Here is a 24815-nt window from a genome sequence, read left to right as displayed (position 1 = left end):
TTGGAACGTGAGCACTTCCAGCGTCTGACCCGCCTGACGCTCGGCCAGGGTCTCGCCGACGCAGACGATCGGCGTCAGCCCCGCCTCCAGCGCCGCCCGCCGCACGGCCTCGGCACCCGGCAGCAGGGGCCAGCGATAGGGTTGATGCAAACGGTCCTCCACACCCTCGGCCAGCCAGTCTTCCCGGCCCAGACGCAGCGCCTCCAGCAGCACCGCCAATCGAGACAGGTTGAACACGGCGTCGGCATGGGGCACTTGCGCGGGCAGGGCCCGCCGCGCCTCCACGGTGCGCAGGGCCACCTGGGGCACCGCCACGGCCAGCCAGGCCCGATCCTGCCACGCAGGGGCCAGCGGCAGCGCCAGGGCCTGCGGCGCGCCACCTTGCCCCATCCAAGCGGCGGTCAGCCCGCCCAGCAGGGCAGGGACTACATTGTCGGGATGACCTTCCAGGGCCGTGGCCAGCGCCAGCAACGCGGGGACCGCCATGGGCTCGCCCAATGCGGCGTTGGCAGCCAGCACCCCGGCCACCACCGCCGCCGCGCTGGACCCCAGCCCCGACGCCACGGGAATGGCGTTGCGCGCGTGCAGGTACACCCGCGCTGGGAGCGGCCGCCCAAGGCGCTCGAACACCGCCCGAAAGGCCCGCAACGCCAGATGAGCGGCATCCGTGGGCAGGTGCGCCGCGCCAAAGCCTTCGTTGACCGCCTCCCAGCGCCCCGGCGCCCCGGCGGCCTCTTCCTCCACCGTGAACGCGACCTCGTTCCACAAATCCAGCGCCAGGCCCAACACATCGAACCCCGGCCCCAGATTGGCCGTGGTGGCCGGGACGCGCACCACAATCCGTCGGCTCATCCCAACACCGCCTCTTCCAACGCCTCCAGCGTGGCCGGGATGGTGGCGATGGTGGGCGTGCGGCGCAGCACGATGTCAGGGTCCTTCAACCCGTGGCCGGTGCCTACCGCCACGATGACCTTGCCCCTGGGGTCCAGGCGTCCCGCCCGGATCTCGGCGGCCAGCCCGGCCAGCCCGGCGGCCGAGGCTGGCTCCACCCAAATCCCCTCTGCGGCCAGCCGCCGCTGCATGGCAAGGATGGTCTCATCGCTCACCGCGACGATCCGCCCGTCCGACTCCCGCGCCGCCTGCAACGCCTGCTCCCCGCGGGCCGGGCGGCCAATGCGAATGGCCGTGGCCACCGTCTCCGGGTGCGCGATGAAGTGCCCCGCCACCAGCGGCGCCGCGCCCTGGGCCTGCACGCCCAGCAGGCGCGGCAACCCCGTTCCTCTGGCCTCGTGGTACTGGCGAAAACCCATCCAGTAGGCCGTGATGTTCCCGGCGTTGCCCACGGGCAGGCACAGCCAATCGGGCGCACGGCCCAAGGTGTCGCAAATCTCGAAAGCCGCCGTCTTCTGCCCCTCGAGGCGGTAGGGGTTGATGGAATTCACCAGGGCCAGGGGGTGCTTCTGGCTCATTTCGACCACCAGGCGCAGGGCGTCGTCAAAGGAGCCCCCTACCTGGACCACCTGGGCGCCGTAGGCCAGTGCCCCGGCCAGTTTGCCCATGGCGATCTTGCCTTCCGGCACCAGCACCACGGCCCGCACGCCCGCGCGGGCGGCGTAGGCGGCGGCCGAGGCCGCTGTGTTGCCCGTGGAAGCGCAAATCACAGCCTGGGCGCCGCGCCCCACGGCCTCGCTCACCGCCGCCGTCATCCCGCGGTCCTTGAAGGAGCCCGTAGGATTGAGGCCCTCGTACTTGAGGTACAGGTCGAACCCGCCGCCCAGTTCCTCGGCCAGGCGCGGCAGGGGGATGAGAGGGGTGTTCCCCTCCAACAGCGTCACGGGGCGGGTATGTTCCGGGAGGTCCAACCATGCCCCATAACGGGCCAGCACCCCCGCATAAGGTTCCGGCGTCATCACATCCTCCAGAGTGAGTTCAGCCTACGGCGTTGTCCCTGTGGTGATCCAGGGACGCAGTTTGTCCAACAGGGTCGGCCCGATGCCGGAGACGGCCAGCAAATCGTCCACTGTGGCAAAGGGGCCGTGGGTTTCACGATAGGCCACAATCCGCCGGGCCAGGGTGGGGCCAATGCCCGGCAGCGCTTCCAGTTGGGCCTCGTCGGCGGTGTTGATGTTCAGCCGTTGGGCCGCCGGAGGGGCGTGGTTTGCCGGGTCGGCCGTGGGGGTGCCCCGAAAAGGCACGCAAACATACTGCCCATCTTCCAACGGCGCGGCCAGGTTCAGCGCCTCCCCGGCCGCCTCGGGCGCCATACCACCGGCGGCCTGGATGGCATCGGCCACGCGGGAACCGGGAGGCAGCGCGTAGACCCCAGGCGCCATCACCGCGCAGGCCACATGCACCACCAGCGGCGGCGGTGTGGGCGGCGGCAGCAACTGGATGGGCTGCCCCGGTGGCTGGCGTGCGGTCAGCGTGATCGCCCAGGCCAACGCCATGCCGATCACCAGCGCCAGGGCCCACTCCAGGGCACGCTCCCAGGCCACCCGCAGCAACGCCTCACGCTCATCCACCGCCATGGTCATCCCCTCCTGGCGCGAGGTTGGCGTTCCACATCCTCATTATATCCCGAATGCGCCCTGGGAAGACCGGGCAAAACCGTCTTCATTGGACAATCCCCCCACTTCGCGGTATGATTGAGCCGCTTAAACCCGTACGCGCAGGAGCCGTCCATGCCGAAAATGCAAATCGCGTGCCCCCGTTGTCGGCAACCCATCCTCGCCGAAGTGCGCCAGGTGTTTGACCTGGCCCAGGATCCCCGGGCCAAGGAGTTGCTGCTCAGCGGGGCCGTCAACATCGCCCAATGCCCCCATTGCGGTTTCCAGGGCCCTCTGGCCACGCCGCTGGTCTACCATGACCCGGACAAAGAACTCTTGCTGGTCTATGTGCCCCAGGAACTGGGGATGAACCGCGACCAGCAGGAAAAGGTCATCGGGCCCCTGCTCAACCAGATCATCAACCACCTGCCGCCGGAGAAGCGGAAAGCCTACCTACTCCAGCCGCAGACCATGCTCACTTACGAGCGGCTCATCGAGCGCATCCTGGAAGCCGACGGCATCACCAAGGAAATGCTCCAGGCCCAGGAGCAGCGCCTGCGGCTCATCCAGCGGCTGATGAGCGCGGCCGCCGACGCCCGCGCGGAGATCATCCGCCAGGAAGACGCCCTCATCGACGAAAATTTCTTCGCCATGCTGGCCCAGTTGCTGGAACTCCACCTGGCCCAGGGCGACCGCTTAGGCGCCCAGCAACTGCTGGAAGTGCAAAAGGCGGTGCTGGAGCACGCCACCTACGGCCAGCAACTACGCCGCGAAGAGCAAGAGGTCAAGGCGGCTCTGGAGTCGTTGCAGAATTTGGGCTCCAACGCCACCCTCGACCAACTGGTGGACCTGGTGGTGCAGGCCCCCAACGACACCCGACTGCAGGCGTTGGTGCGCCTGGCCCGGCCGGCTATAAACTACGAATTTTTCGCCAAAGTGAGCGAACGCATCGAAAAGGCCCAGGGCGACGAAAAGGAGCGCCTGAGCCGGTTGCGCGAGCGCCTGCTGGAACTCACCCAGGAAATCGACAAAGAGGTGCAGGCGCGCCTCCAGGCGGTGCGCGACCTCCTGGAACAGGTGCTGGCGGCCGAAAACCTGGAGCAGGCGGTCATCGAAGTCCTCCCAGCAGTGGACGACCTCTTCCTCACCGTGGTGGAGCAAGAACTGCAGGCCGCCCGCCAGAAAGGCGACCTGCAACGCAGCGCCCGCCTCAATCAAGTGCTGGACATCCTTCAGAAGGTGGCCGCGCCCCCACCCCAGGTGGCCCTGCTGGAAGCCCTGGTCAACACCCCCGACCTCCAACAGCGGCAACAACTCCTGGAACGCAACGCCCAGCTGGTGGATCAAAACCTGGCCGAGACCCTGGCGCGCCTGGTGGCTGAGTACCAGCAGCGGGGCGAGGTGCCCCAGGCGTTCAAAAACCACCTGAGCACCGTGCACCAGGAGGTGGTGCGCTTTCTGGCCTCGAAGAAGGGCTAACCCACCCTCCGCGCTATCCGCGGCTTGCCCCCTGGCTCAACACCTCCACCAACCACGCCAGCGCGGCCTGCGCGCTGGCCTTTTTGTTGCCCAGGCGGTCGTGGGGCCAGCGGAAGCGCCGCGCCCAGGTGCCCCCGGGGGTGCTCAACCCCACCCACACCGTGCCCACGGGCTTTTCGGGGGTGCCCCCGCCCGGCCCGGCGATACCGCTGACGGCCAGGGCCACCTCGGCCCTCAGCGCCCGCCGAGCCCCCTCGGCCATCTGGCGCACCACCGGCTCGCTCACCGCGCCATGGCGCAGCAAGGTCTGCTCGCTGCCCCCCAACAGGCGCATCTTGGCCTCGTTGGCGTAGGCGATGACCCCACCCACGAAGTAGGCCGAAGAGCCTGGGACATTGGTCAGGCGGTGGCCCAGCAGCCCGCCGGTGCACGATTCGGCCACGGCCAGCCGCCAGCCGCGCTCCACCAGCAGCGGGCCGATAAGGGCTTCGGGCTGCCTTTCGGCCGGAGCGGCCAGGGCGTCCCCGGCGTCGGGGTAAAGGTCGCGGCCCTCGCTTTCGGCGGCCAGGGCCGCGAAATACGCCGCCATGCGGGCGTGCCGGGCCTCGGCGATGGCCCACGCCGTGGCGGTGTACAGCCGGCCCTTCAGGTGGCGCAACTTGAACAGATACTCGTGATAGGCGCTGTGGGGCTCCCCGGGCTCCCGTTCGCCGATGCGCAGGAAACGCTCCGAGGGGGGCGCGTAAGGCGGTAGACCGTGGCGCACGGCGTGGGCGATGCTGCGCATCACCCCCACCGCACCGATGGCGTCCAACTTATCGGCATCGAAAAGCAGCCGGGCCTCTTGCGTCTCCGGCCGCCCGGCCCGGCGAAAACGGTGCTCCCGGATGGCGTGCTCCACGGCGGCGATGCGTTCCTCAGGCCAGTCCTCGGCCTGGAGCACCCGTCGGGCAAAGGTGGCCGAGGCCTCGTGATGGGCGGTGCGGGTGGTGTTGTGCTGGCTATCCCGGGCGTCGTGGAGCAACACGGCGGCCCGCAGCACCTCCCAATCACCGCCTTCGGCCTGCCAGAGACGCTCGGCCAGGCGCAACACCCGCAGGATGTGCCCCCAGCCGTGCACGGGGTCGTCAGGGTACCAGGTACGCACTTGGTCCAGGGTAAGCATGAGACACTCCCTCGGGGCGATGCACCACCCCCGGGCGGGGCATTCTCTCAGGGTCCGGGGGGCGGTGCCGTGTCCGGGATGGCCTTACCTGCCCAGGAAATACGCCCCCAACAGGATCAGGGCAAAGATCACGATGACCACACAACCACAGGAGATGACCTTCCAGGCCAGGCGCAAAAGCCAACTGAGCAGCAGCCAGAGCACAATCAGGCCCAACACGGCCAGGAGCAAAGTGGGGAGCGAAGCGGTCAGGGTACCAACCATTTCCAGCCTCCTACGGGACGCTTCAGAGCGAGAGGATTTGCTCGACGCGATACGGACGCCCGCGTTTGAAGACCCAGGCCACCAGGTTGCCCGTGATGCGATACCCCAGATGGCGGTAATCGGGCACATCGAGCAGCAGGAGATCCGCCTGAAAGCCGGGAGCGAGGGAGCCCAGGCGGTGGGCCGCGCCCACGGCCGCCGCCGCGTTGAGGGTAGCGGCCACGATGGCCTGCGCCGGGATGAGCCGCAGGGTGCGGCAGGCCAGAGCCACGGCAAAGGACATGGTTTCGCACCACGCGGGGCCGGGGTTGCAATCGGTGGCCAGGGCCAGCAACCCGTCGGCTTCCAGGATGGCCTGAGCCGGGGTGTAGTGCGGGTCGCCCAGGCCAAAGGGGGTGCAAGGCAGCGCCACGGCCACCGTGTCGGAGGCGGCCAGGGTGCGAATGTCCTCCGCCGAGGTGGTGACCAGGTGGTCAGCTGAGGTCGCGCCCAGTTGTGCGGCCATCGCCGCGCCGCCCAAGTTGTCGAACTCGTCGGCATGCACCTTGAGGGGAAAACCCAGCGCGCGGGCGGTCTCCAGAATGCGCCGGGTCTGCTCCAGATCAAAGACCCCGGTCTCGCAAAACACATCCACAAAAGGGAGCAGACGCCGGGGGGCATGCTCCTCCCACCAGGCCTTCACCGCCGGGAGCATCTCTTCGCAGACCAGGTCGGTGTACCCAGCAGGATCCCCCTGGAACTCCGGCGGGATGGCGTGCGCGCCCAGAAAGGTGGGGATGAGTTCCCACGGGCCTTCGGCATCCAGGCGCAGGATGGCCTCGAGCATTTTGAGTTCGTCGGCGGTAGTCAGACCATAGCCGGTCTTAACTTCGATGGTGGTGCTTCCGTGGGTGAACGCCCGACGCAGGCGGGGGCGGGTGGCGGCCATCAACTGCTCCACCGAAGCGGCGCGTACCGCCTGCACGGTGTTCAAAATGCCCCCACCCGCCTGGTGGATTTCCATGTAGGATTTGCCCTGAATGCGCATTTCGAACTCAAAGGCCCGGTCGCCCGCCCAGAGCATATGGGTATGGGGGTCGACGAAGCCGGGCAGGGCCACCCGGCCGCCGGCATCGAAGCGCTCCTCGTGGGGGTAAGCGGCCAACAACTCCGCTTCGGGGCCTACGGCGGCAATGCGTCCCTCGCGGAGAAGCACGGCCCCCTGGGGGATGAGGCCCAGGTCACCCAAACGGCGGCCCCGCTGCGGCGGGCCGGGGATGGTGAGCAACTGGCTGATGTTGTGGATGAGCATGACACCTCCCAGAGACCCAAGGTGAGATGATTGTACCGCAAAACGGCCCCAGGGCTCTCGACAAAGAACAGAGGCAAACTTCCGCCTTTTCCTTGACACGGAAGCCAATCAGCGTATAATTCGGCCCAACAAGGCCACTGGCACCCCACAACCGCATAGCCAAAGGCTGTGAAGAGGAAGAGTAGCCGTTGAAACGGCGTCCCAGAGAGCCGGGGCAAGGTGAGAGCCCGGTACGCACGCCAACGGTGAATGGGCCTCGGAGCCGCAGGGCGAACGGGCGACGCGCCTCAGTAGCCTGAGCCGGAGTTGCCACCGTTATCAGGGCAAAGGGTATAAGCGTGGCGTGGGAGGTCACGCCCGCCGTACCCGCAACGAGTGAGGCTGGCCTGTCCTGCCCGCGACTTTTTCCCGTCGTCTCACCGGCGGGTTTTTTCGTTAAACGCAGGTGGACAAGGCCGCCTAACTGAGGTGGCACCGCGGACGTGTTGACAAAGCGTTCGTCCTCAACGGACGAACGCTTTTTTCGTATCCTCAGCCCAAAGGAGGTTCCCCATGGCCACACAAACCCGTTTCCTGCTCCCCCAATCCAAGATCCCCAAGGCCTGGTACAACCTGGCCGCCGACCTGTCCGTTCCCATCCCACCGCCGTTGCATCCGGCCACCCAGGAGCCGGTGACCCCGGACTTTCTGGAGGTGCTCTTCCCGCGGGAACTCATCCTCCAGGAGGTAACCACCGACCGTTTCGTGGACATTCCCGACCCGGTGCGGGAAATCTACAGCCTGTGGCGGCCCACGCCGCTCATCCGGGCCGTCCGGCTGGAAAAGGCGCTGGGCACGCCGGCGCACATCTACTTCAAGTACGAAGGCGTCTCCCCCAGCGGGAGCCACAAACCCAACACGGCCGTGGCGCAGGCCTTCTACAACAAAATCGCCGGCACCAAGGCCCTCACCACCGAGACCGGCGCCGGGCAATGGGGATCGGCCCTGGCCCTGGCGGGCAACTTCTTCGACATTCCCGTGGAAGTGTTCATGGTCAAGGTGTCTTACAACCAGAAGCCTTACCGCCGGATCCTGATGGAAACCTACGGCGCCACGGTGTACGCCAGCCCCACGGACCGCACCGACTTTGGCCGCAAAATTCTGGCCGAAGACCCCGACAACCCCGGTTCCTTAGGCATCGCCATCTCCGAGGCCGTGGAAACGGCGGCCACCTCGGGTGGCGCGAAGAAATACAGCCTGGGCAGCGTGCTCAACCATGTGCTGCTGCATCAGACGGTCATCGGGCTGGAGGCCTTGGAACAAATGGACATGGCCGGAGAGTACCCCGATGTAGTCATCGGCTGCGTGGGCGGTGGGTCCAACTTCGCAGGGCTGGCTTTCCCCTTCCTGCAGTACAACCTGCGCGAGGGCAAAAGCACCCGCTTCGTGGCCGTCGAACCGGCCGCTGCTCCCACCCTCACCAAAGGGCCCTACGCCTACGACTACGGCGACACGGCCAAGATGGCCCCCATCGTCAAGATGCACACCTTAGGCCACGATTTCGTGCCGCCGCCTATCCACGCGGGCGGGCTGCGTTACCATGGGATGGCTCCCTTAGTCTCGGCACTGGTGGAAAGCGGCCACATCGAGCCCCACGCCGTGCACCAGCGCGCCACCTTTGAGGCCGCGGTGCTCTTCGCCCGCACCCAGGGCATCGTGCCCGCCCCCGAGTCGGCCCATGCCGTGCGGGCGGCCATTGACGAAGCTCTGGACGCTAAGGAGAAAGGCGAAGCCCGCACGATCCTGTTCAACCTCTCCGGTCACGGCCACTTCGACCTCTCCGCCTACGAGGCCTACTTCAAGGGCCAACTGGAGGACTACGAATACCCCGAAGAGGAGATCCAGCGCGCCTTACAAACCCTACCGGGCGTCAACGGGAGGGGATAACAAGAGCAGAAGGTGCGACGCACCTGCGAGGCGCGTCGCACCTTGAAGTTTTACCCCCAGAACATCAAAGCCTGAGCAGCCCAACGAAAGACGGGAGCGGCAAACAGGCCCAAAACCAGCACGGCCACGGCCATCCCTCCCCAGGTGAGGGCCAGCCAGGGCTCCTGACGGGCCTCAGGCTCGCCGGAACGCATGAACATGTACACCACCACCCGCAGGTAGTAGTACACCGAGACCAGCGAGGTCAGCACGCCGATCACGGCCAGGTCCACGAAACCCGCCTCGATGGCCGTGCGGAAGAGATAGAACTTGCCCACGAAGCCCACCGTGGGCGGCATTCCGGCAAAGGAGAACATGAACACCGCCATGGCCACGGACAACGCAGGATACTTGCGGGCCAGGCCGGCGTAATCCTCCAGGTCGAGGCCCTTCCCTTCCGCCTTCTCCAACGCCACCACCACGGCCCACGCGCCGAAGTTGGCCACGGCATAGGCCACCAGATAGAACAACCCGGCGGCCACAGCGTGGCGCATCACCCCAGACCAGGCGAAAGGCACCAGGGCCAGCAAGATGTAGCCCGCGTGGGCGATGCTGGAATAGGCCAACATGCGCTTGATGTTCCGCTGGGCCAGGGCGGCGAAATTGCCCACCACCATGGTCAGCACAGCCAGGGTCCAGAGCACCGGCACAAAGCGCACGGCCAGCGCCGGGAAGACAAAGGCAAACAGTCGCAACAACACGGCAAACCCGGCCACCTTGGCCCCCACGGCCATGAAACCGGTGACCGAGGAGGGGGCGCCCTGATACACATCCGGCGTCCACATGTGGAAGGGCACGGCAGCTACTTTGAAGGCCAGCCCCACCAGGACCAGGGCGGCACCGGCCACGAAGAGTGGCATGGCCACCTCGCCCGCCTTCACCACCGCCACCACCTCAGCAAAAGAGGTCGTCGCCGTGGCTCCGTAAATCAGGGCCACACCATAAACCAGAAATCCTGCGGCAAAGGCGCCCAGCAGGAAGTATTTCAGGGCCGCCTCCTCGGAATCCGCCCGCCGACGGGCCATTCCGGCCAGCACATACAGGGGGATGGAAAGCAACTCCAGGGCCAGGAAGATGATGATGAAGTCCGCCGCCTGAACGATGATCATCATCCCGGCCACGGCAAAGAGCAGCAACACACTGTACTCGCCCCGCTGTTCCAGGCCCAGGCGCTGAAGGTAATCATGGGCCAGGGCCAGGGCCACGATGCCGCTAGCGGCCAACAGCACCTCCAGGAAGACGGCAAAGCCGTCCACCACCACCATGCCGCTAAAGGCGCTGTAGGCCCTGGTGCTCAGCGCCAGGGCCGCGGCCAGAGCCACGCCCAGGCCCAGGGCGGCCAGCACCGCCACCCATCCCTTGCGCTCCTCAGGGATGAACAGGTTGAGCAGCAACAGCGCACTGGCCCAAACCACCAGCAGGATTTCCGGCAAAAGGGCCAACCCATCTTGAAGACTCATCGTCCCACTCTCAAGTTGATGTGCCTCTCACAAGGCTCGACCATAGCCTGCGCCCCCGGCCACGCCGCTGCCCTTGGCGTCATCCGCGGCAAGCCGGGCCCCGTCTCACCCCCCTCCCCTCCCCCGAGGAGGAGAGGGGGGCCGAAAGGTCAACTTACGGCAAGAAAGCCATGGCCTGACCGGCGTGGAGCAGTTTTGTCACCGCCGGGCCCATCAGGGCGAAGAAGGGCTTGGGGTAGAGGCCGATCCAGAACATCAAGACCACCAGCGGCACCAGGTAAATCACCTCGCGCAGGTTGAGGTCCTTCAGCCCCGCGTTCTTCTCGCTCACCGGCCCTAGGAAAATCTTCTGGTACATGTACATCATGTAGACCGCGGTCACCACCACGCCCAGCACGGCGATCCCGGCGTACCAGGGGGTGCCGATGCTATCCGAGCCGAAGGAGCCGACCAGGATGTTGAACTCGCCCACGAAGCCATTGAGGCCCGGCAACCCCATGGAGGAGAGCACAGCGATCAAACTGAGCACCGCATACACGGGCATCACCTTCCAGAGGCCGCCGTACTCGTTCATATCGCGGGTGTGACGCCGCTCGTAAATCACGCCGACGATCAAGAACAGGGCCCCCGTACTCAAACCGTGGTTCACCATCTGCAGGATGGCGCCCTGCACCGCCGTGGGCGTGAGGGCGAAAAGGCCCAGCATAACAAAGCCCATGTGGCTCACCGAGGAGTAAGCCACCAGTTTTTTCACATCCTTCTGGGCGTAAGCCACCGCCGCGCCGTAGAGGATGGCGATGACGGCCAGCAGGGCTATGGCCGGGGCCAGCCGCGCCGAAGTCTCCGGGAACAGGGACAGGTTGAAGCGCAGGAAGCCGTAGGTGCCCATCTTCAGGAGCACGCCCGCCAGGATGACCGAGCCAGCCGTGGGCGCTTCCACATGGGCATCGGGCAACCAGGAGTGCAGCGGCCACATGGGTACCTTGATGGCAAAGGCCAGGGCAAAGGCCAGGAAGAGCCACAACTCGATGTTGGCCGGAATCTTTCCCGCCGCCATCAACTCAGGCAGGGAGAAGGTTCCCTGATGAATCCCCAGCCACATAATGGCCAGCAACATGAGCAGCGAACCGGCCATGGTGTAGAGCACGAACTTGATGGCCGCGTACACCCGGCGCGGGCCGCCCCAGATGCCGATGATGAAGTACATGGGGATCAGGGCAAACTCCCAGAAGACATAGAACAGGAACAAATCCAGGGCCAGGAAGACGCCCGTCATGCCTACTTCCAGGAGCAGGAACAGGATCATGAACTCCTTGACCTGATCCTCAATGGCCGTCCAGGTGGAGAGCAGGGCGATGGCCGTGAGCAAGGTGGTCAGCACCAGAAGCAGAATGTTCAGCCCATCCACCCCCACGAAGTAGTGGATGTTCAGGGGCTTGATCTGCAACCACGGCACATCGTAAGCCATCTGGATGCCCTTGCCGGGCTCAAAATTCGCCAGGACCACCAGGGAAAGCCCAAAGGTGATCAGCGAAGTCAGGAAGGCCACCCAGCGCAGGGCTTTCTTGTTCTCCTTAGGGATGAACAACAAGAACAAGACGCCTACCAGGGGGAAGAAGATGACCAGGTTGAGCAAGTTCGTGAGGAATTCCATTGCCGACTCCCTCGTTCGTTGGATTAGGGCCAGAGAAGGAGATAACCAAGCATCACCACAACGCCCAGCGTCACCACCAGGGCGTAGTTCCGCACAAAGCCGGTTTGCAAGGGGCGCAGCCCCCGGGCGATCTTCTGGGCCAACGCACCCAACCCGTTTCCGATGGCATCGATCACGCCCAGGTCCAACCGCGCCAGGCCTCTGCTCAAGAGCACATACGGTTGGAGAATTATAGCCCAATATATCTCATCCACCCACCATTTGTGCTCCATGCCGGTGAAAATTGGCCCCAGCACGCGCTTCAGCGGGTCGGGGTCGTCAGGCGAGGCCAGTGGGCGCTTCCCGTAAAGCGCCCAGGCCAGCGCGACGGCCACCAGCGCCAGGAGGGTGGACGACAGCGCCACCGCCACCTGGAAAGGCTCCGCATGGAGTTCGCCCAGGGTGTGCTCCAGCCAGCGGCCCAGCGTATGCACGCCGGGGAAGTTAAGCGCGCCGCCCACCACCGACAGGGTCGCCAGGGCCACCAGCGGCACGGTCATCACCGCCGGGCTTTCCTTGGCGTGGACCGCCGCTTCGCTGCGGGGCGCGCCGAAGAACACCAAGAAAATCTGCCGCCCCATGTAAAAGGCGGTGAAGAAGGCCGCCGCAACCAGCAAACCGTACACCACAGGATCATAGCCCTTCGCGGCCGCCACGACTTCATCTTTGGAGAAGAACCCGGCCAGAGGCGGGATGCCCGCCAACGCCACCGCGCCGATGAGGTACACCCAGAAGGTCAACGGAATGACCTTGCGCAGGCCACCCATGTTGCGCATGTCCTGGGGGTCGAAAGGCGCGTCGTGGCCGTGGCCATACCCCTCGTGGGCCGCCTCGTGATGGGCTGCGCCGCCCTCCTCGGGCAGCGGGTGGTGCGCCCGTTCCAAGGCGATGATCACCGAGCCGGCCGAGAGGAAGAGCAACGCTTTGAAGAAGGCATGGGTGACGAGATGGAACATCCCGGCCACCACGGCGCCCATCCCCACCGCCGCCACCATGAAACCCAACTGGGAGATGGTGGAGTAGGCCAGCACCTTCTTGATGTCATACTGCCCCACGGCGATGGTGCCCGCAAAGAGGGCGGTCAGCGCGCCCACCAGGGCCACGGTGTGCTGCGCCGTGGGCACCAGCGCATAGAAAGGCTGCGTGCGGGCTACCAGATACACGCCCGCCGTGACCATGGTGGCGGCATGGATGAGGGCCGAGACCGGCGTGGGGCCGGCCATGGCGTCGGGCAGCCACACATAAAGGGGCAACTGGGCCGACTTCCCCGTCACCGCCACCAGCATGAACAGCGTGATAGCCAGGATGGCGCCGGGGTGAGCCGCCGCCACCGCCTGGGCCTGGGCGAACATCGGGCCGAAGTCCAGGGTCTTGAAGGTCCAGAAAGCGACAAACATGGCCAGGAGCATCCCGGCGTCGCCGATGCGGTTGGTGATGAACGCCTTTTTGGCCGCCTGCGCGTTGGCGTCCGAGGGGCGGCCCAGGGTGTCGTACTCGAACCAGAAGCCAATCAACAGATAAGAGCACAAACCGACGCCTTCCCACCCCACGAAGAGGGTGAGCAGGCTGTCGCCGCTGACCAGGATCATCATCGCGGCGATGAACAGATTGAAGAAGACGAAGAAGCGGCGATAGCGCCCAGGGTCGCCCTTGTAGTGCACATCGTAGTGCATGTAGCCCGCCGCGTAGAGGTGAATCAGCGTCCCCACCCCGGCGACCATCAGCATCATGGTGACCGATAGGGTATCGATGCGCATGGCCCAGCGCACCTGCAGCGGCCCGGCGGTCATCCAATCAGCCAGCACGACCACCGTGCCCTCAGGGTGCGCCTGGAGCGAGATGGCCTGCAAAACGGCCACCCCAAAGGCCAGGGCCGGAGCCAGCACGCCCACCACGGCCACGCCCCATTCCCCCAGGCTGCGCCCGAAGAGGATGTTGATTAACAACCCCGCCACGGGGAAGAACACCACCCAGGGGGCCAAATGAAAGAAAGTTCCGGTTGCCATCTCACTTAGCAGCATGTTGATCTCCGCAAAGGGATCCGAGCGCGATAAGGGTCTCGCTCAGCCTTTCAACTCGCTCAGGGCGTCCACATCCACCGAGCGCTTGGTGCGGAAAATAGCGACGATCAGCGCCAGGCCCACCGCCACCTCAGCGGCCGCCACGGTCAGCACAAAGAACACGAACACCTGCCCGGCCAGGCTTTCGAACTGGCGGGCAAAGGTCACAAAGGCCAAGTTGGCCGCGTTAAGCATCAACTCCACCGACATGTACATCACCAGGACATTGCGGCGGAGGAGCACCCCCAGGGCGCCGATAATGAACAACACCGCCGAAAGGGCAATCAGATACGCACTGGGCAGCATCACCTCATCCCTCCATCATCGCGGGCGGCGGCGCTCACGCCAGGCCAGCACAATGGCGCCCACCATGGCCACCAAGAGCAACACCGAGGTGACCTCAAAGGGCAACAGATACTCGCGGAAGAGCACTATACCCAACGCCCTGGGGCTTCCCACGGTGGCCGCCTCCACCCCCATCTGGCCGGCCCAGCCTTTGCCAAACAGGAGATAGCCCATCTCGCCCAACAGCACCAGACCGGCGACCACCGCCACGGGTCGCTGCCAGGCGATGGGGCCGCCTTTCTCGTCGATAGTCGCGGGGCCCAGGAGCATGATGACGAACATGAAAAGCACCATGATGGCCCCGGCATACACCGCCACCTGGGCCACGGCCAGGAAGGGAGCCCCCAGCAACAGGTAGAACACCGCGATGGTGATAAAGTTGAGCACCAGGAAGATGGCCGAATACACCGCGTTGCGGGCCAGTAACATCCCCAACGCGGTGACGATGGCCACCAAAGCCAACAGCAGGAAAGAAAGCAGAGCCATACTCATCGGCGCGCCTCGTCAGTCCTTGGGCTGGAATGCGGACGAAGGTTAGCACAAAGCAGGTAAGCCGTCCTGGCATGGCGAGACCTCCTGAGCCCTCTTCGGCTGCACAACCCTCGGGACGCTCCGCTCAAAGGGGCGAAGGGGGCCGAAGCCGTCTCCCGGCCGGCAAGGAAAGGGGCACGTGCCCCGCCTCCCCCAGCCAGGGGATTGCTTCGCCGCTTCGCGGCTCGCAATGACATCCATCGAGCGGTGCCCTGCAAACGCAATGGGTTCTCCAACCATGCACCTCTCATTCTGCGGCCTCAGTCCTTGGGGTCTTCCATTTCCGGGACGGACTTGGTAAACACACCTGGCGGGGTCTGTTGTGGGGTAGGCTTGGCGCCCGGGGGCACCGGTTCCAACAACATCTCTTTCGTGTAGATGGCCTCCCGCCGGTCAGTAAAGGTCTCCTCGTAGTTGTGCTCCAACACGATGGCCTGGGTGGGGCAGGCGTCGGCACAGTAACCGCAATAAATGCAGCGCAGCATGTTGATCTCGTATACCCGGGCGTAGCGCTCGCCGGGGGAATAGCGCTCTTCATCGGTGTTCTCGGCCGCCTCGACGAAAATGGCATCGGCCGGGCAGGCCGCGGCGCACAACGCACACCCGATGCAGCGCTCTAAACCGTTCTCATACCGGCGCAACACATGGCGCCCCCGGAAGCGCGAACGCACCGGGCGCTTCTCAAAAGGATACTGAATGGTCACCGGACGCTCGAACAGCGACCGGAAGGTCGTCCAAAACCCTTTGACGATGGCGGCAATCCCTGCGACCACTTCTGCCATGTCAGCCTCCAAAGACCACGATGCCCGTCGCGGTCAACAGCACATTGAGCAAGGCCAAGGGGAAAAGCACCTTCCACCCCAAAGCCATCAATCGGTCATAGCGCAGACGCGGCAAGGTGGAGCGCACCCACACCATCCCGGCCAGCAGGAAGAAAATCTTGACCGCCAGATAAATCGGCCCCAGCCAGGGGAAGCGGACCACGCCCGGCCCGCCATAGCCACCAAAGAACAGCGTGGCCGCAATGGCGCTGACCACGATCATCTTCACATACTCGGCCATGTAAAACGAGGCAAACTTCATCCCGGAATACTCGGTATGGTATCCGCCGGTCAATTCCTGCTCGGCCTCCGGCAGGTCGAAGGGGGAACGGTTGACCTCGGCCAGGGCAGCGATGAGGTACACGATGAGTCCCAGGGGCTGAAGCACGGCAAACCAAAGCTGCTGCTGAGCCCGCACGATATCGCCCAACTTCATCGAACCCGCCAGCAGCACCGGCCCCACGAAAGAAAGGCCCAGCGCCAACTCATAACTGATCATCTGCGCCGAGGCGCGCAGCCCGCCCAACAAGGGGTATTTGCTATTGGAGGCCCACCCGGCCAGGGCAATACCGTACACCACCAGGGAAGCCACGGCCAGCAGGTACAGCACCCCCACATTGACATCGGCCAGATACAGGGTCACCTCCCGACCAAAGAGGGTGACCTTCTCTCCCCAGGGGATGACCGCCGCCACCGCCAGGGAAGGAATCACCGTGATGATCGGGGCCAACACGAAGAGCACTTTGTCGGCCTGGGCCGGGATGAACTCTTCTTTGAAAATCAGTTTCAACCCATCGGCCAGAGGCTGCAACAACCCGTAAGGCCCGGCCTGATTCGGCCCGATGCGCACCTGAAAACGGGCGATGAGTTTGCGCTCCAGGTAAGTGGTGTAGGCGAACCCGGTCAGCAGCACCAGGCTGAGCACCAGGGCCTTGATGACCCACTCGAGCAACAACGCCGTGTCAACGCTCATAGAAAAACCTCGCCTCGGAATGCCTCAAGCCAAAGCCGGCTCGACGGCCCGCAAGGACACATCCGTGGGCCCGGAGATGGGGATGCCCAGCGAGCGCGGCACCAACACCACGCCCTCCGGCACTTCCGCCTGCACCTGAACCTGCACGGTGTAAGGCGTGCCGTGGAGGACCAGCGTGGCCTCGCTGCGGTGTCGGAGGCCCAGGCGTCGGGCCTCGGCCTCGCCCAACACCACAAAGGGCCGCGCCGGCAGGCGCACCTTGAGGGTGGAAGGCGTGAGCAAAGCGCCCCGGTCGTACAAACGGGTGATGGGCACGGCCAGCAGCCCGTTCACCGCCGGGCGCTGCGGCGCGGCCACCTCAGGCACGCTCACCGCCTCACCGCGCTGCGCCGCGTTGGGCAGGGCCACCCCCACCCCCTGCTTGTTCTCGTACACCGTGCCGCCGTAGTACAGGTCGTGGCGATCCAGGAGCGGCCACTGCTCGACCACTTCGGCCAGCTGGACATAGGTCAACCTGGCAAAAGCGGGCACAGAGACCGCCAGCCCCGCCTCAAAGGCCCGCGCCGCGCTGCTCCCTTCCAGGTGCACATCCAACCGGGCCGCGATTTCGGCGGCGATGCGGTAATCCGGGCGCGTCCCCTCAACCGGGGGCACCGCCTGATAGAACCGCTGCACCTGCCGCTCGCCGCTGGTGAAGGTGCCCGAACGCTCGGTCACCGCCTGGACGGGGAGGACCACATCGGCCCGTTTGGCCGTCTCGGTAAGGAAGAGTTCCTGCACCACCACAAAGCCCGCCCGCTCCAGGGCCTGGGCCAACGCCGGGTCATCCCCCGCAGGGTCGGCGGCGGCGATGTAAAGGGCATCGGCCTGACGAAAGGCCTCGGCCCAGTCGTCCAGGGGGGCAAAGCCCTGCTCCCAGGCGCCCTGGTCATTGGCCCGTGGCCATACGCCCACCAGGCCGCTGTTGGGCTTTCCGGCGTGGCCGGTTTCGGTGAGCAAGCGGGCGCAGGCCGCGGCCAAAGCCCGCGAGGTCAGCACATCGGCCCCTTCCTGACCGAAGAAGATAACCAGGTTCTCGGCCTGGGCCAGCGCCCGGGCCGCCTCGCTCTCGCCCTCGAGAAGGCCCGCCATGGTGGCCGCTTCCTCGCCGTAAGCGTACCGCAGCACATGCCGGGCATAACGCTCGAGTTTGGTGGGACGCGGGTTGGCGACCACCAGCGTCGCTCCGCGCTCAGCGGCCTGTTTCGTCCGCAACCACCACAAGGGGGCTTCTTCCTCCAGATCTGAGGCGACCACCAGAATGGCGTCGCCCTGGCCTAGGTCGGCCAGGTTGTGCCCGGCCCCTAGCCCTAACCGGGCCACCAGGTCGCCGCCCGCCATGAAGGTATAGAGGGCCTTGGTGCCGCCCAGTGCCTCGGTGAGGGCGCCCAGGTTGTAGAGGTCTTCGTTGGGCAGGCGACCGCCCACCAGGGTCAGCAACTTCTGAGCGGTCCGGAAGCGGAGGGCCACCAAGTCGAGGGCTTCCTCCCAGGTGGCGGGCACCAGTTCCCCGTTCTTGCGAATGAGGGGACGGGTCAAACGATCGGGCTGTTCGGCGAAGTGATATCCGGCAAAGCGGCCTTTGTCGCAAATCCAGATTTCGTTCACCCATTCGTTCTGGCGGGGCATGGCCCGCTTGACCACGAAGCGGCCTTCGGAGGCGGCCTCGCGGCGCACATCAAAGGTCAGGTTGCACCCCACGGGGCAATGGGAGCAGATGGAGGCCGCCGGGCGCATCTCCCAGGGGCGCGCGCCGAAGCGAAAGTCCACCGTGGTCAACGCCCCAACCGGGCAAATGTCCGTGGTGTTGCCCGACCAGTACGAGTCGAATCCCGGTTCGGAAACCGTGATGATGTCGGTGTAACGGCCCCGATGATAGAACTGGAGGACCGGGTCATCGACGACATCCCGCTGGAAGCGGATGCAACGGGCGCACATGATGCAGCGTTCCCGGTCGAGGATGATCAGGTCGCCCAGGGGGACCCGCTTGGCCAAATGCAGTTTGTCTTCATAGAAGAAGCGGGACTCGCCCGGCCCCCAGGCCATGGTGAGATTCTGCAAAGCGCACTCGCCCCCCTTGTCGCAGATGGGGCAATCCAGGGGGTGCGAAGTGAGCAGGAATTCCAGGATGCTGCGCCGCGACTCCAGCACCTTCTCGGTGGTCGTGCGCACCACCATTCCCTCGCTAACGCGCACGGTGCAGGCCGTCTCCAGACGAGGGCCAAACTGAACCCGGATGGAGCCGTCTTCCTCGCGCACGAACTCCCCGGTCGCCCGGTCGCGCAGGGGACGGCCAATCTCCACCAGGCACATGCGGCACATCCCCACGGGTTCCATCTTGGGGTGGTAGCAGAAGACGGGAATATCCACCCCTGCCATGCGGGCCGCGTCCACGACCAGGGTTCCCGCCGGTACGGTGATCGACTTGCCGTCAATGGTCAGCGTGACTTGTGGTTGATCGCTCATGCAGCGCATCCTCTTGATGCTTGGCTAATTCAATCCCACTCCATGATTTAGCGAGGGGGGGAGTGAGACAGGGAAACGCTCGCGCAGGAGGGCCTTCAACCGCGCCTTCTCCCTCATCAGCCTCGGCCTCCGCCCGCCACCAGCGTCTCAAAATCCTCGCGGAACCGCTCGATGGCCGTCACCACCGCCATGGTGGAAAACTCGCCCAGCGGGCACAGGGTTTTGCCCCGGATCTGCTGGGCCACCTGATAAAGCAAATCCACCTCTTCGGGCTGGCCCTTGCCATCCATCAGGCGCTCGGTGAGGCGATACATCCAGTACGTGCCTTCCCGGCAGGGAGTGCACTTGCCGCAGGATTCATGCTTGAAGAAGCGCACCGTCTTGCTCACCAGCCAGCCCAGGTTCACCGTGTCGTCCACCACGATGACCGAGGCGGACCCTAACATCCCGCCCACCTTGGGGACGCTTTCGTAGTCCATGGGCGTATCGAGCACCTCGTCGGTGGCCGGCAGGACGGACGAAGAAGCCCCGGCGGGCAGGATGGCTTTGATGGGGCGGTCGTCGATGATGCCGCCGCCGTGCTCACAGATGAGTTCGCGGAAGGTGGTTCCCAGGGGCAACTCGTAGTTCCCCGGGCGCTTGACGCGCCCCGAAAGGGAGAAGATTTTCGGCCCCGGGCTGCGGTCCGTGCCCCTGGTGCGATACCAGTCGGCCCCATGCTGCACGATGAGAGGCACATTGGTCAGGGTCTCCACATTGTTGATGGCCGTGGGCTTGCCGTATAACCCCACCTGGGTGGGGAACGGCGGCCGGATGCGCGGCTGGCCGCGCTTCCCTTCCAATGACTCCATGAGCGCCGACTCTTCACCGCAGATGTAGGCCCCCGCGCCCAAGTGGGTGTAGATGCGCAGGGAGAAGTCCGTGCCGAAAATGTTGTCGCCCAACAGGCCCGCCGCTTCCATCTCGGCGATTTTTTCGTCCAACCATTTGGCGATATGCCAGTATTCTCCGCGCAGGTAGATGTAAGCCCGCTGGGCGCCTACGGCATAGGCCGCGATGGCCAGCCCTTCCAGAAACTGGAAGGGGTTGCGCTCCATAATCTCGCGGTCCTTGAACGTGCCCGGCTCCGATTCGTCGGCGTTGGCGATGACATAATGAGGCCAACGGGTTTTATCCATGAAGGCCCATTTGAGCCCTGTGGGGAACCCTGCCCCACCCCGCCCCCGCAAGCCGGATTTCTTCACTTCTTCGGTGACGGCGTCGGGGTCCATCTCGGTCACCGCCTTGCGAAAGGCCTCAAAGCCGCCATGCTGGCGGTAGACCTCCAGGCGATGGATTTCCGGGATATCGCGATGCCGCAACAGCCAATGCTCGCCCATGGTTCCTTCCTGATGGAAGTGACTCGCTGCGCCCGCAGAGGGCCTTATCCTTGCTGCTCGTTTTGCTCGCGGCGCCACGCTTCGATCAATTCCAGCGTCGCCTCAACCGTCATGTGCTCGTGGTAAGTCAGCCCTTCGCCGGTTTGGGTTTGAAACACCGGCGCCCGATCGCAGGCGCCCAGGCACATGACCTCTTCAATGGTCACCAGGCCGTCGGGCGTGGTTTCGCCGGGCTTAATCCCCAGGGCCTCGCAAACCTGGCGCAGAAACTCATCGGCGCCGCGCAAGGCACAGGCCACATCTGTGCACACCTGCAGGCGCACCTTGCCCGCCGGTTTGTCGTGGAACAGGGTGTAGAACCCCACCACCGAAGCCACCTCAGCCGGGGTGATGTCCAGTAGGTCGGCGATGTCCTCCATGTGGGCCATAGTGATGTAGCCCCGCTCCCGCTGCGCCAGATAGAGCAGGGGCATCACCGCAGAACGCTTATGCTCCGGCGGGTACTTGGCCAGAATGGCCTGCACTTCGTCGGGATACAACTCCATCAAGCGGCTCACCGGTCAGCGTCTCCCAACACGATGTCAATGCTGCCCACAATGGCCACCAGGTCGGCGATGAGGCTGCCTTTGGCCAGGTAGGGCAGCAACTGCAAGTGGGCAAAAGAGGGGGTGCGGAAATGCACGCGGTAGGGCTTGGGGCCACCATCTCCTTCCAGGTAGACGCCCAACTCACCCCGCGGCGATTCCACGGCCACATACACCGCTCCGGCCGGGGCAGAGAAGCCCTCCGTCCACAACTTGAAGTGGTGGATCAGGGCTTCCATGCTGTGGCCCAACTCCGACCGCGGCGGGGGGACAAACTTGCGGTTGCTGCTGCGCACCGGGCCGAAGGGCAGTTTGTCCAACGCCTGGCGGATGATGCGCACGCTCTGGCGCATCTCCTCCACGCGCACCAGGTAGCGGGCGTACACATCGCCCTCTTCCTGGGTAGGGATGTCGAAGTCGTACTGTTCGTAGCCCGAATAGGGGCGCGCCTTGCGGATGTCGTACTTGATCCCCGAAGCGCGCAGCACCGGCCCGGTGGCCCCCAGGCGGATGGCGTCTTCTTTTTTCAGCACGCCGATCCGGCGCGTGCGGTCGCGGAAGATAGGGTTTTTGGTCAGCAGGGCTTCGTACTGGTCAATGCGCCGGGGGAAGTAATCGATGAACTGCCGCACCGCCTGCTCGAACTCCACAGGCACATCGCGCCACAGCCCGCCGGGGCGGATGTAGGTGGTCATCATCCGCGCCCCGGAAACCATCTCGAAAATATCCAGGATGATTTCGCGTTCCCGGAAGCAATAAAGGAAAGGGGTCAGCGCCCCGATATCCAGGGCCGAGGTACCCAGCCAGACCAGGTGAGAGGAAATGCGCTGCAACTCGGCCAGGATGACCCGAATGGCCTGGGCCCGCGGGGGGACATCCAGATCCACCAGTTTCTCCACGGCCAGGCAATACGCCAGATTGTTCCCCACCGGGTTGAGGTAATCCAGGCGGTCGGTCATCACCTCGGCCTGCCAGTACCGCTTGGCTTCCATGTTCTTTTCCACGCCGGTGTGCAGGAAGCCGATATCCGGCACCACATTGAGCACGATCTCCCCATCCAGTTCCACATAGAGATGGAGCACACCGTGCATGGAGGGGTGCTGCGGGCCCATGTTGAGCACCACGGTTTCCCCGGTCTGGACCCGATCGGAGAACAAGCGCCGCAACTCTTCCATGGTGGTTTCAAGCACTTCGGGCATGGCGCATCCTCACAGGGGCGCACCCCGTGCTACGCATCGGGGCGCGGCTTGAATTTGGCGATTTCGTCAAAGTTGAAGGTAAACTGGGGCTCTTCGTAACCCAGCGGGTAGTCTTTGCGTAGGGGATGACCTTCCCAATCGTGGGGCATCAGAATGCGCCGCAAATCCGAGTGCCCCTCGAAACGAATCCCGAACATATCCCAAACCTCCCGCTCGTACCAGTTGGCGTTGGGATACACGGTCTCCACAGTGGGTAGCGAGGGGGCGCTCCCGTCCAGCGGCACCCGCAAGCGCAGGGAAAGGTTATGGGCATAAGAGTACAGTTGATAGACCACATGAAATCGGGGGGCCTCCTGAGGCCAGTAGTCCACTGCCGCCAGGTCGGCCAGGAAGTCGAAAGCGAACTCATCGCGCAAAAGGCGGCACGCCTCAACAATGTACTCCGCCGGGACGAACAGGGTGGTCTCACCCCGGAAGGTATGCTCCTCGGCACCGAAACGCCTTTGCAAAGCCTCAACGGCAGCCTGAAGGGTATCGCTCATGGTCGGCCTCCTACGCCCAGTCCTTCAGGCGCATCTTCTGCACCTTGTCGTACAGGGTGAGCACGCCGTGAATCAGCGCCTCGGGGCGCGGCGGGCAACCAGCCACATACACATCCACCGGCACGATCTCATCCACGCCCTGCACCACGGCGTAGTTGTTGAACACCCCGCCGCACGAAGCGCAGTCTCCCATAGCGATCACCCATTTGGGCTCGGGCATCTGGTCGTAAAGCCGGCGCAGCACCGGGGCCATTTTCCGACTCACCCGACCCGCCACGATCATCAAATCCGACTGCCGGGGGCTGGCGCGCATGAGTTCCATCCCGAAGCGACTCATATCAAAGTGCGCGGCCTGGGCGGCCATCATCTCGATGGCACAACAAGCCAGACCAAACAGCATGGGCCACATGGACCGCGTGCGGCTCCAGTTGACAGCCTTCTCCAGGGTGGTGGTCACCACGCCCAGGTCACCCAAATGTCGCTCTAATCCCATTCCAGCGCTCCCTTCTTCCAGGCGTAGACGTACCCCACCAACAAAAGGCCGATGAAGACCAGCATCTCCATCAGCCCGAACAGCTTCAACTGCTTAAACACCACGGCCCAGGGGAGGAAGAAGATGACTTCCACATCAAAAAGGATGAACAACATGGCGATCAGGTAAAAGCGCACCGGCTGACGCCGCTGCCCCGGGCCAAAGGGGTTCATCCCCGACTCGTAAGGCATGTTCTTCACGGGCGTGGGTCGCTTGGGCCCGAACAGATGCCCCAACGCCACCACCAGCACCGCGATCACGGTGGCGACAGCGATCATGACGGCAATGGGAAGATATTCGAGCATCATCGCCTTTTCTCCGCAGGCGGCAGCCGAGCCCGCCAAGTTGAGCAACAGTATATCACAGGAGACATATCGTGTCAAAATTCACAAGACAGAGCCGGGCCACTCCCACCGCCACCGCCCACGGCCACTGCAGCCTCGCCGTTCAACCCCACATCGCCTCCCCCACCTACGCCACCCCACCTCCTCCCCCCCACCGCTACCGGCCCCAGCGCAGGGGGTCAGACCACGGCTTTGGGCAACTTTTACTGTCGCACCGGGCCGGCCCCCTATTACCCGGCCATCGACAGCATGAAAACCGGGGATGCGGTTCAGGTGAAAGCCCTGCAAAGCGGGAACACCTATCAGCTCCTGCCGGCAAATCGGAACTTCTTCTTCCGGAGCAGCAATTCCATTGACCCCCTGGGTGTAGAAAAGGGAACCGGAGTTCCCCTGGGCGCGACAGACCCCGGCGGGCACCTGGTGCAGGTGACGGCCAAGGGCTGCACCAAGGAGAACCTGCAGGGCGAATGCGTGGAGTGCACGCCCTGCAATGTGGCGGTGCCCTGAGGTTCACCTCCCTTGCAGTTAGGGAGACACAACGGGCTCACTCAACCATATCGCGCTCCACCTTCCCCTCTGCGGGCAAAACCAACACGCCACAGCGGCCAAGTTTCCAATGGCCTGGCCGCTGTGGTGAAGAGTCTTGCTCACTCTGTATCAGGAGGGCTGTCTCACCCAGCCCAACATATCAAACCATTCTCTCAAACTCCCGAAGCCCCGGTCACAAAGGCGTAGGTGCGCTCAATATAAGGCACCCATTCGTAAATGCGCTGGACGGGCCGCAATGGGGCCTGGGTGTAAAAAATCAAATCTTGAGTCATATCTTCCAGCAAATTGAGCACAAAGAGCGCATAACGCGTCTCCGTCAGCGGGGCCTGGCAGGAAGACGAAGTGAACGAACCATCCTGCCTGGCGTGGCTCAAAACGAAAGTGCGCAATGCCTCAATGGCCCGAACCAGTGCTGTCTGCTCATTGGGGCGAAGGTTGCCCGCAGGAATGCGACCATACAGATAATCCAACACATACGTCAGGTAAGCACTCTCCTCTAAAGTGGAGAGCATCTCGATATAGGTTGTGGCGTATCCTAACCACAACGCCGCGTTCAAAGGTGCCTTATCCAGATGATCCAGGACAAAG

24 protein-coding genes are annotated in these 24815 nt (G+C 64.5%); 3 read left to right on the top strand and 21 right to left on the bottom strand.

The annotated features are described in order from the left end of the window. The 3 genes from thrB to G4O04_09810 form a co-directional block, all read right to left on the bottom strand. Positions 1 to 852 (bottom strand): homoserine kinase (gene thrB, locus G4O04_09820; protein ID HEY58812.1); only part of this gene is annotated, 852 nt, incomplete at its 3' end. Further along, a complete protein-coding gene (locus G4O04_09815; protein HEY58811.1) occupies positions 849 to 1910 on the bottom strand; it encodes a threonine synthase in 1062 nt (353 codons plus the stop codon). The genes thrB and G4O04_09815, both read right to left, overlap by 4 nt. 24 nt (positions 1911 to 1934) lie before the next feature. After that, on the bottom strand, positions 1935 to 2534 hold the full coding sequence (locus tag G4O04_09810) for a ComEA family DNA-binding protein (protein HEY58810.1): 600 nt from the start codon (positions 2532 to 2534) through the stop codon (positions 1935 to 1937). A gap of 147 nt (positions 2535 to 2681) precedes the next feature. Between G4O04_09810 and G4O04_09805 the strand changes: the two genes are divergently transcribed. Continuing rightward, positions 2682 to 4025 carry a hypothetical protein gene (locus tag G4O04_09805; GenBank protein ID HEY58809.1) on the top strand — a complete coding sequence of 448 codons (1344 nt, stop codon included), beginning with the start codon at positions 2682 to 2684 and terminating at the stop codon, positions 4023 to 4025. A gap of 13 nt (positions 4026 to 4038) precedes the next feature. Here the strand turns inward: G4O04_09805 and G4O04_09800 are convergent, their stop codons facing one another. The 3 genes from G4O04_09800 to G4O04_09790 all read right to left on the bottom strand — a co-directional run bounded on the left by G4O04_09800 (position 4039) and on the right by G4O04_09790 (position 6745). Continuing rightward, a complete protein-coding gene (locus G4O04_09800; protein ID HEY58808.1) occupies positions 4039 to 5190 on the bottom strand; it encodes a nicotinamide-nucleotide amidohydrolase family protein in 1152 nt (383 codons plus the stop codon). 84 nt (positions 5191 to 5274) lie between these two features. After that, entirely contained in the window at positions 5275 to 5454 is a 180-nt protein-coding gene (locus G4O04_09795) for a hypothetical protein (GenBank protein HEY58807.1), read from the bottom strand. A gap of 22 nt (positions 5455 to 5476) precedes the next feature. Then, positions 5477 to 6745 (bottom strand): imidazolonepropionase, encoded by a 1269-nt coding sequence (locus G4O04_09790; protein HEY58806.1) that lies wholly within the window; start codon positions 6743 to 6745, stop codon positions 5477 to 5479. Positions 6746 to 7297: 552 nt separating this feature from the next. Here G4O04_09790 and G4O04_09785 point away from each other — a divergent pair. Beyond that, the gene (locus G4O04_09785; protein ID HEY58805.1) at positions 7298 to 8671 is read left to right on the top strand and encodes a TrpB-like pyridoxal phosphate-dependent enzyme; all 1374 of its coding nucleotides are present in this window, start codon (positions 7298 to 7300) and stop codon (positions 8669 to 8671) included. Positions 8672 to 8721: 50 nt separating this feature from the next. Here G4O04_09785 and G4O04_09780 read toward each other — a convergent pair whose 3' ends face one another. The 14 genes from G4O04_09780 to ndhC all read right to left on the bottom strand — a co-directional run bounded on the left by G4O04_09780 (position 8722) and on the right by ndhC (position 23642). Continuing rightward, positions 8722 to 10170, bottom strand: coding sequence for an NADH-quinone oxidoreductase subunit N (locus G4O04_09780; GenBank protein ID HEY58804.1), 1449 nt, complete (start codon positions 10168 to 10170; stop codon positions 8722 to 8724). A gap of 154 nt (positions 10171 to 10324) precedes the next feature. Beyond that, positions 10325 to 11824 carry an NADH-quinone oxidoreductase subunit M gene (locus G4O04_09775; GenBank protein ID HEY58803.1) on the bottom strand — a complete coding sequence of 500 codons (1500 nt, stop codon included), beginning with the start codon at positions 11822 to 11824 and terminating at the stop codon, positions 10325 to 10327. A gap of 23 nt (positions 11825 to 11847) precedes the next feature. Then, positions 11848 to 13884 (bottom strand): NADH-quinone oxidoreductase subunit L, encoded by a 2037-nt coding sequence (locus G4O04_09770; GenBank protein ID HEY58802.1) that lies wholly within the window; start codon positions 13882 to 13884, stop codon positions 11848 to 11850. Between the two features lie 42 nt (positions 13885 to 13926). Next, positions 13927 to 14229, bottom strand: coding sequence for an NADH-quinone oxidoreductase subunit NuoK (nuoK, locus tag G4O04_09765; protein ID HEY58801.1), 303 nt, complete (start codon positions 14227 to 14229; stop codon positions 13927 to 13929). Positions 14230 to 14244: 15 nt separating this feature from the next. Continuing rightward, positions 14245 to 14754, bottom strand: a complete 510-nt coding sequence (locus G4O04_09760) for an NADH-quinone oxidoreductase subunit J (protein ID HEY58800.1) — start codon at positions 14752 to 14754, stop codon at positions 14245 to 14247. 305 nt (positions 14755 to 15059) lie between these two features. Beyond that, complete coding sequence (gene nuoI, locus G4O04_09755; GenBank protein HEY58799.1) at positions 15060 to 15581, bottom strand: NADH-quinone oxidoreductase subunit NuoI; 522 nt, start codon at positions 15579 to 15581, stop codon at positions 15060 to 15062. A 1-nt stretch (position 15582) separates the two neighbouring features. After that, positions 15583 to 16593 (bottom strand): NADH-quinone oxidoreductase subunit NuoH, encoded by a 1011-nt coding sequence (gene nuoH, locus G4O04_09750; protein HEY58798.1) that lies wholly within the window; start codon positions 16591 to 16593, stop codon positions 15583 to 15585. A 24-nt stretch (positions 16594 to 16617) separates the two neighbouring features. Continuing rightward, positions 16618 to 19098: an NADH-quinone oxidoreductase subunit NuoG gene (gene nuoG / locus G4O04_09745; protein ID HEY58797.1), complete on the bottom strand. Its 2481-nt coding sequence runs from the start codon at positions 19096 to 19098 to the stop codon at positions 16618 to 16620. A gap of 116 nt (positions 19099 to 19214) precedes the next feature. Beyond that, the gene (nuoF, locus tag G4O04_09740; protein HEY58796.1) at positions 19215 to 20477 is read right to left on the bottom strand and encodes an NADH-quinone oxidoreductase subunit NuoF; all 1263 of its coding nucleotides are present in this window, start codon (positions 20475 to 20477) and stop codon (positions 19215 to 19217) included. 44 nt (positions 20478 to 20521) lie between these two features. Continuing rightward, positions 20522 to 21034 (bottom strand): NAD(P)H-dependent oxidoreductase subunit E, encoded by a 513-nt coding sequence (locus G4O04_09735; GenBank protein ID HEY58795.1) that lies wholly within the window; start codon positions 21032 to 21034, stop codon positions 20522 to 20524. Then, positions 21031 to 22236, bottom strand: a complete 1206-nt coding sequence (locus G4O04_09730; GenBank protein HEY58794.1) for an NADH-quinone oxidoreductase subunit D — start codon at positions 22234 to 22236, stop codon at positions 21031 to 21033. The genes G4O04_09735 and G4O04_09730 overlap by 4 nt, the downstream gene beginning before the upstream one ends. 53 nt (positions 22237 to 22289) lie before the next feature. Beyond that, the gene (locus tag G4O04_09725) at positions 22290 to 22802 is read right to left on the bottom strand and encodes an NADH-quinone oxidoreductase subunit C (protein ID HEY58793.1); all 513 of its coding nucleotides are present in this window, start codon (positions 22800 to 22802) and stop codon (positions 22290 to 22292) included. A 10-nt stretch (positions 22803 to 22812) separates the two neighbouring features. Further along, the gene (locus tag G4O04_09720) at positions 22813 to 23295 is read right to left on the bottom strand and encodes an NADH-quinone oxidoreductase subunit B (GenBank protein HEY58792.1); all 483 of its coding nucleotides are present in this window, start codon (positions 23293 to 23295) and stop codon (positions 22813 to 22815) included. Beyond that, positions 23286 to 23642 carry an NAD(P)H-quinone oxidoreductase subunit 3 gene (ndhC, locus tag G4O04_09715; protein HEY58791.1) on the bottom strand — a complete coding sequence of 119 codons (357 nt, stop codon included), beginning with the start codon at positions 23640 to 23642 and terminating at the stop codon, positions 23286 to 23288. The genes G4O04_09720 and ndhC overlap by 10 nt, the downstream gene beginning before the upstream one ends. A gap of 228 nt (positions 23643 to 23870) precedes the next feature. On the opposite strand from ndhC, the gene G4O04_09710 reads away from it, so the two are divergent. Further along, complete coding sequence (locus tag G4O04_09710; GenBank protein HEY58790.1) at positions 23871 to 24185, top strand: hypothetical protein; 315 nt, start codon at positions 23871 to 23873, stop codon at positions 24183 to 24185. 194 nt (positions 24186 to 24379) lie between these two features. Here G4O04_09710 and G4O04_09705 read toward each other — a convergent pair whose 3' ends face one another. Continuing rightward, positions 24380 to 24784, bottom strand: a complete 405-nt coding sequence (locus tag G4O04_09705; protein HEY58789.1) for a hypothetical protein — start codon at positions 24782 to 24784, stop codon at positions 24380 to 24382. Positions 24785 to 24815 lie beyond the last annotated feature (31 nt).

The sequence above is a fragment of the Anaerolineae bacterium genome, from assembly GCA_011176535.1.
GTDB lineage: Bacteria > Chloroflexota > Anaerolineae > Anaerolineales > DRMV01 > DUEP01.
This window is presented reverse-complemented; position numbering and strand designations above follow the sequence as displayed.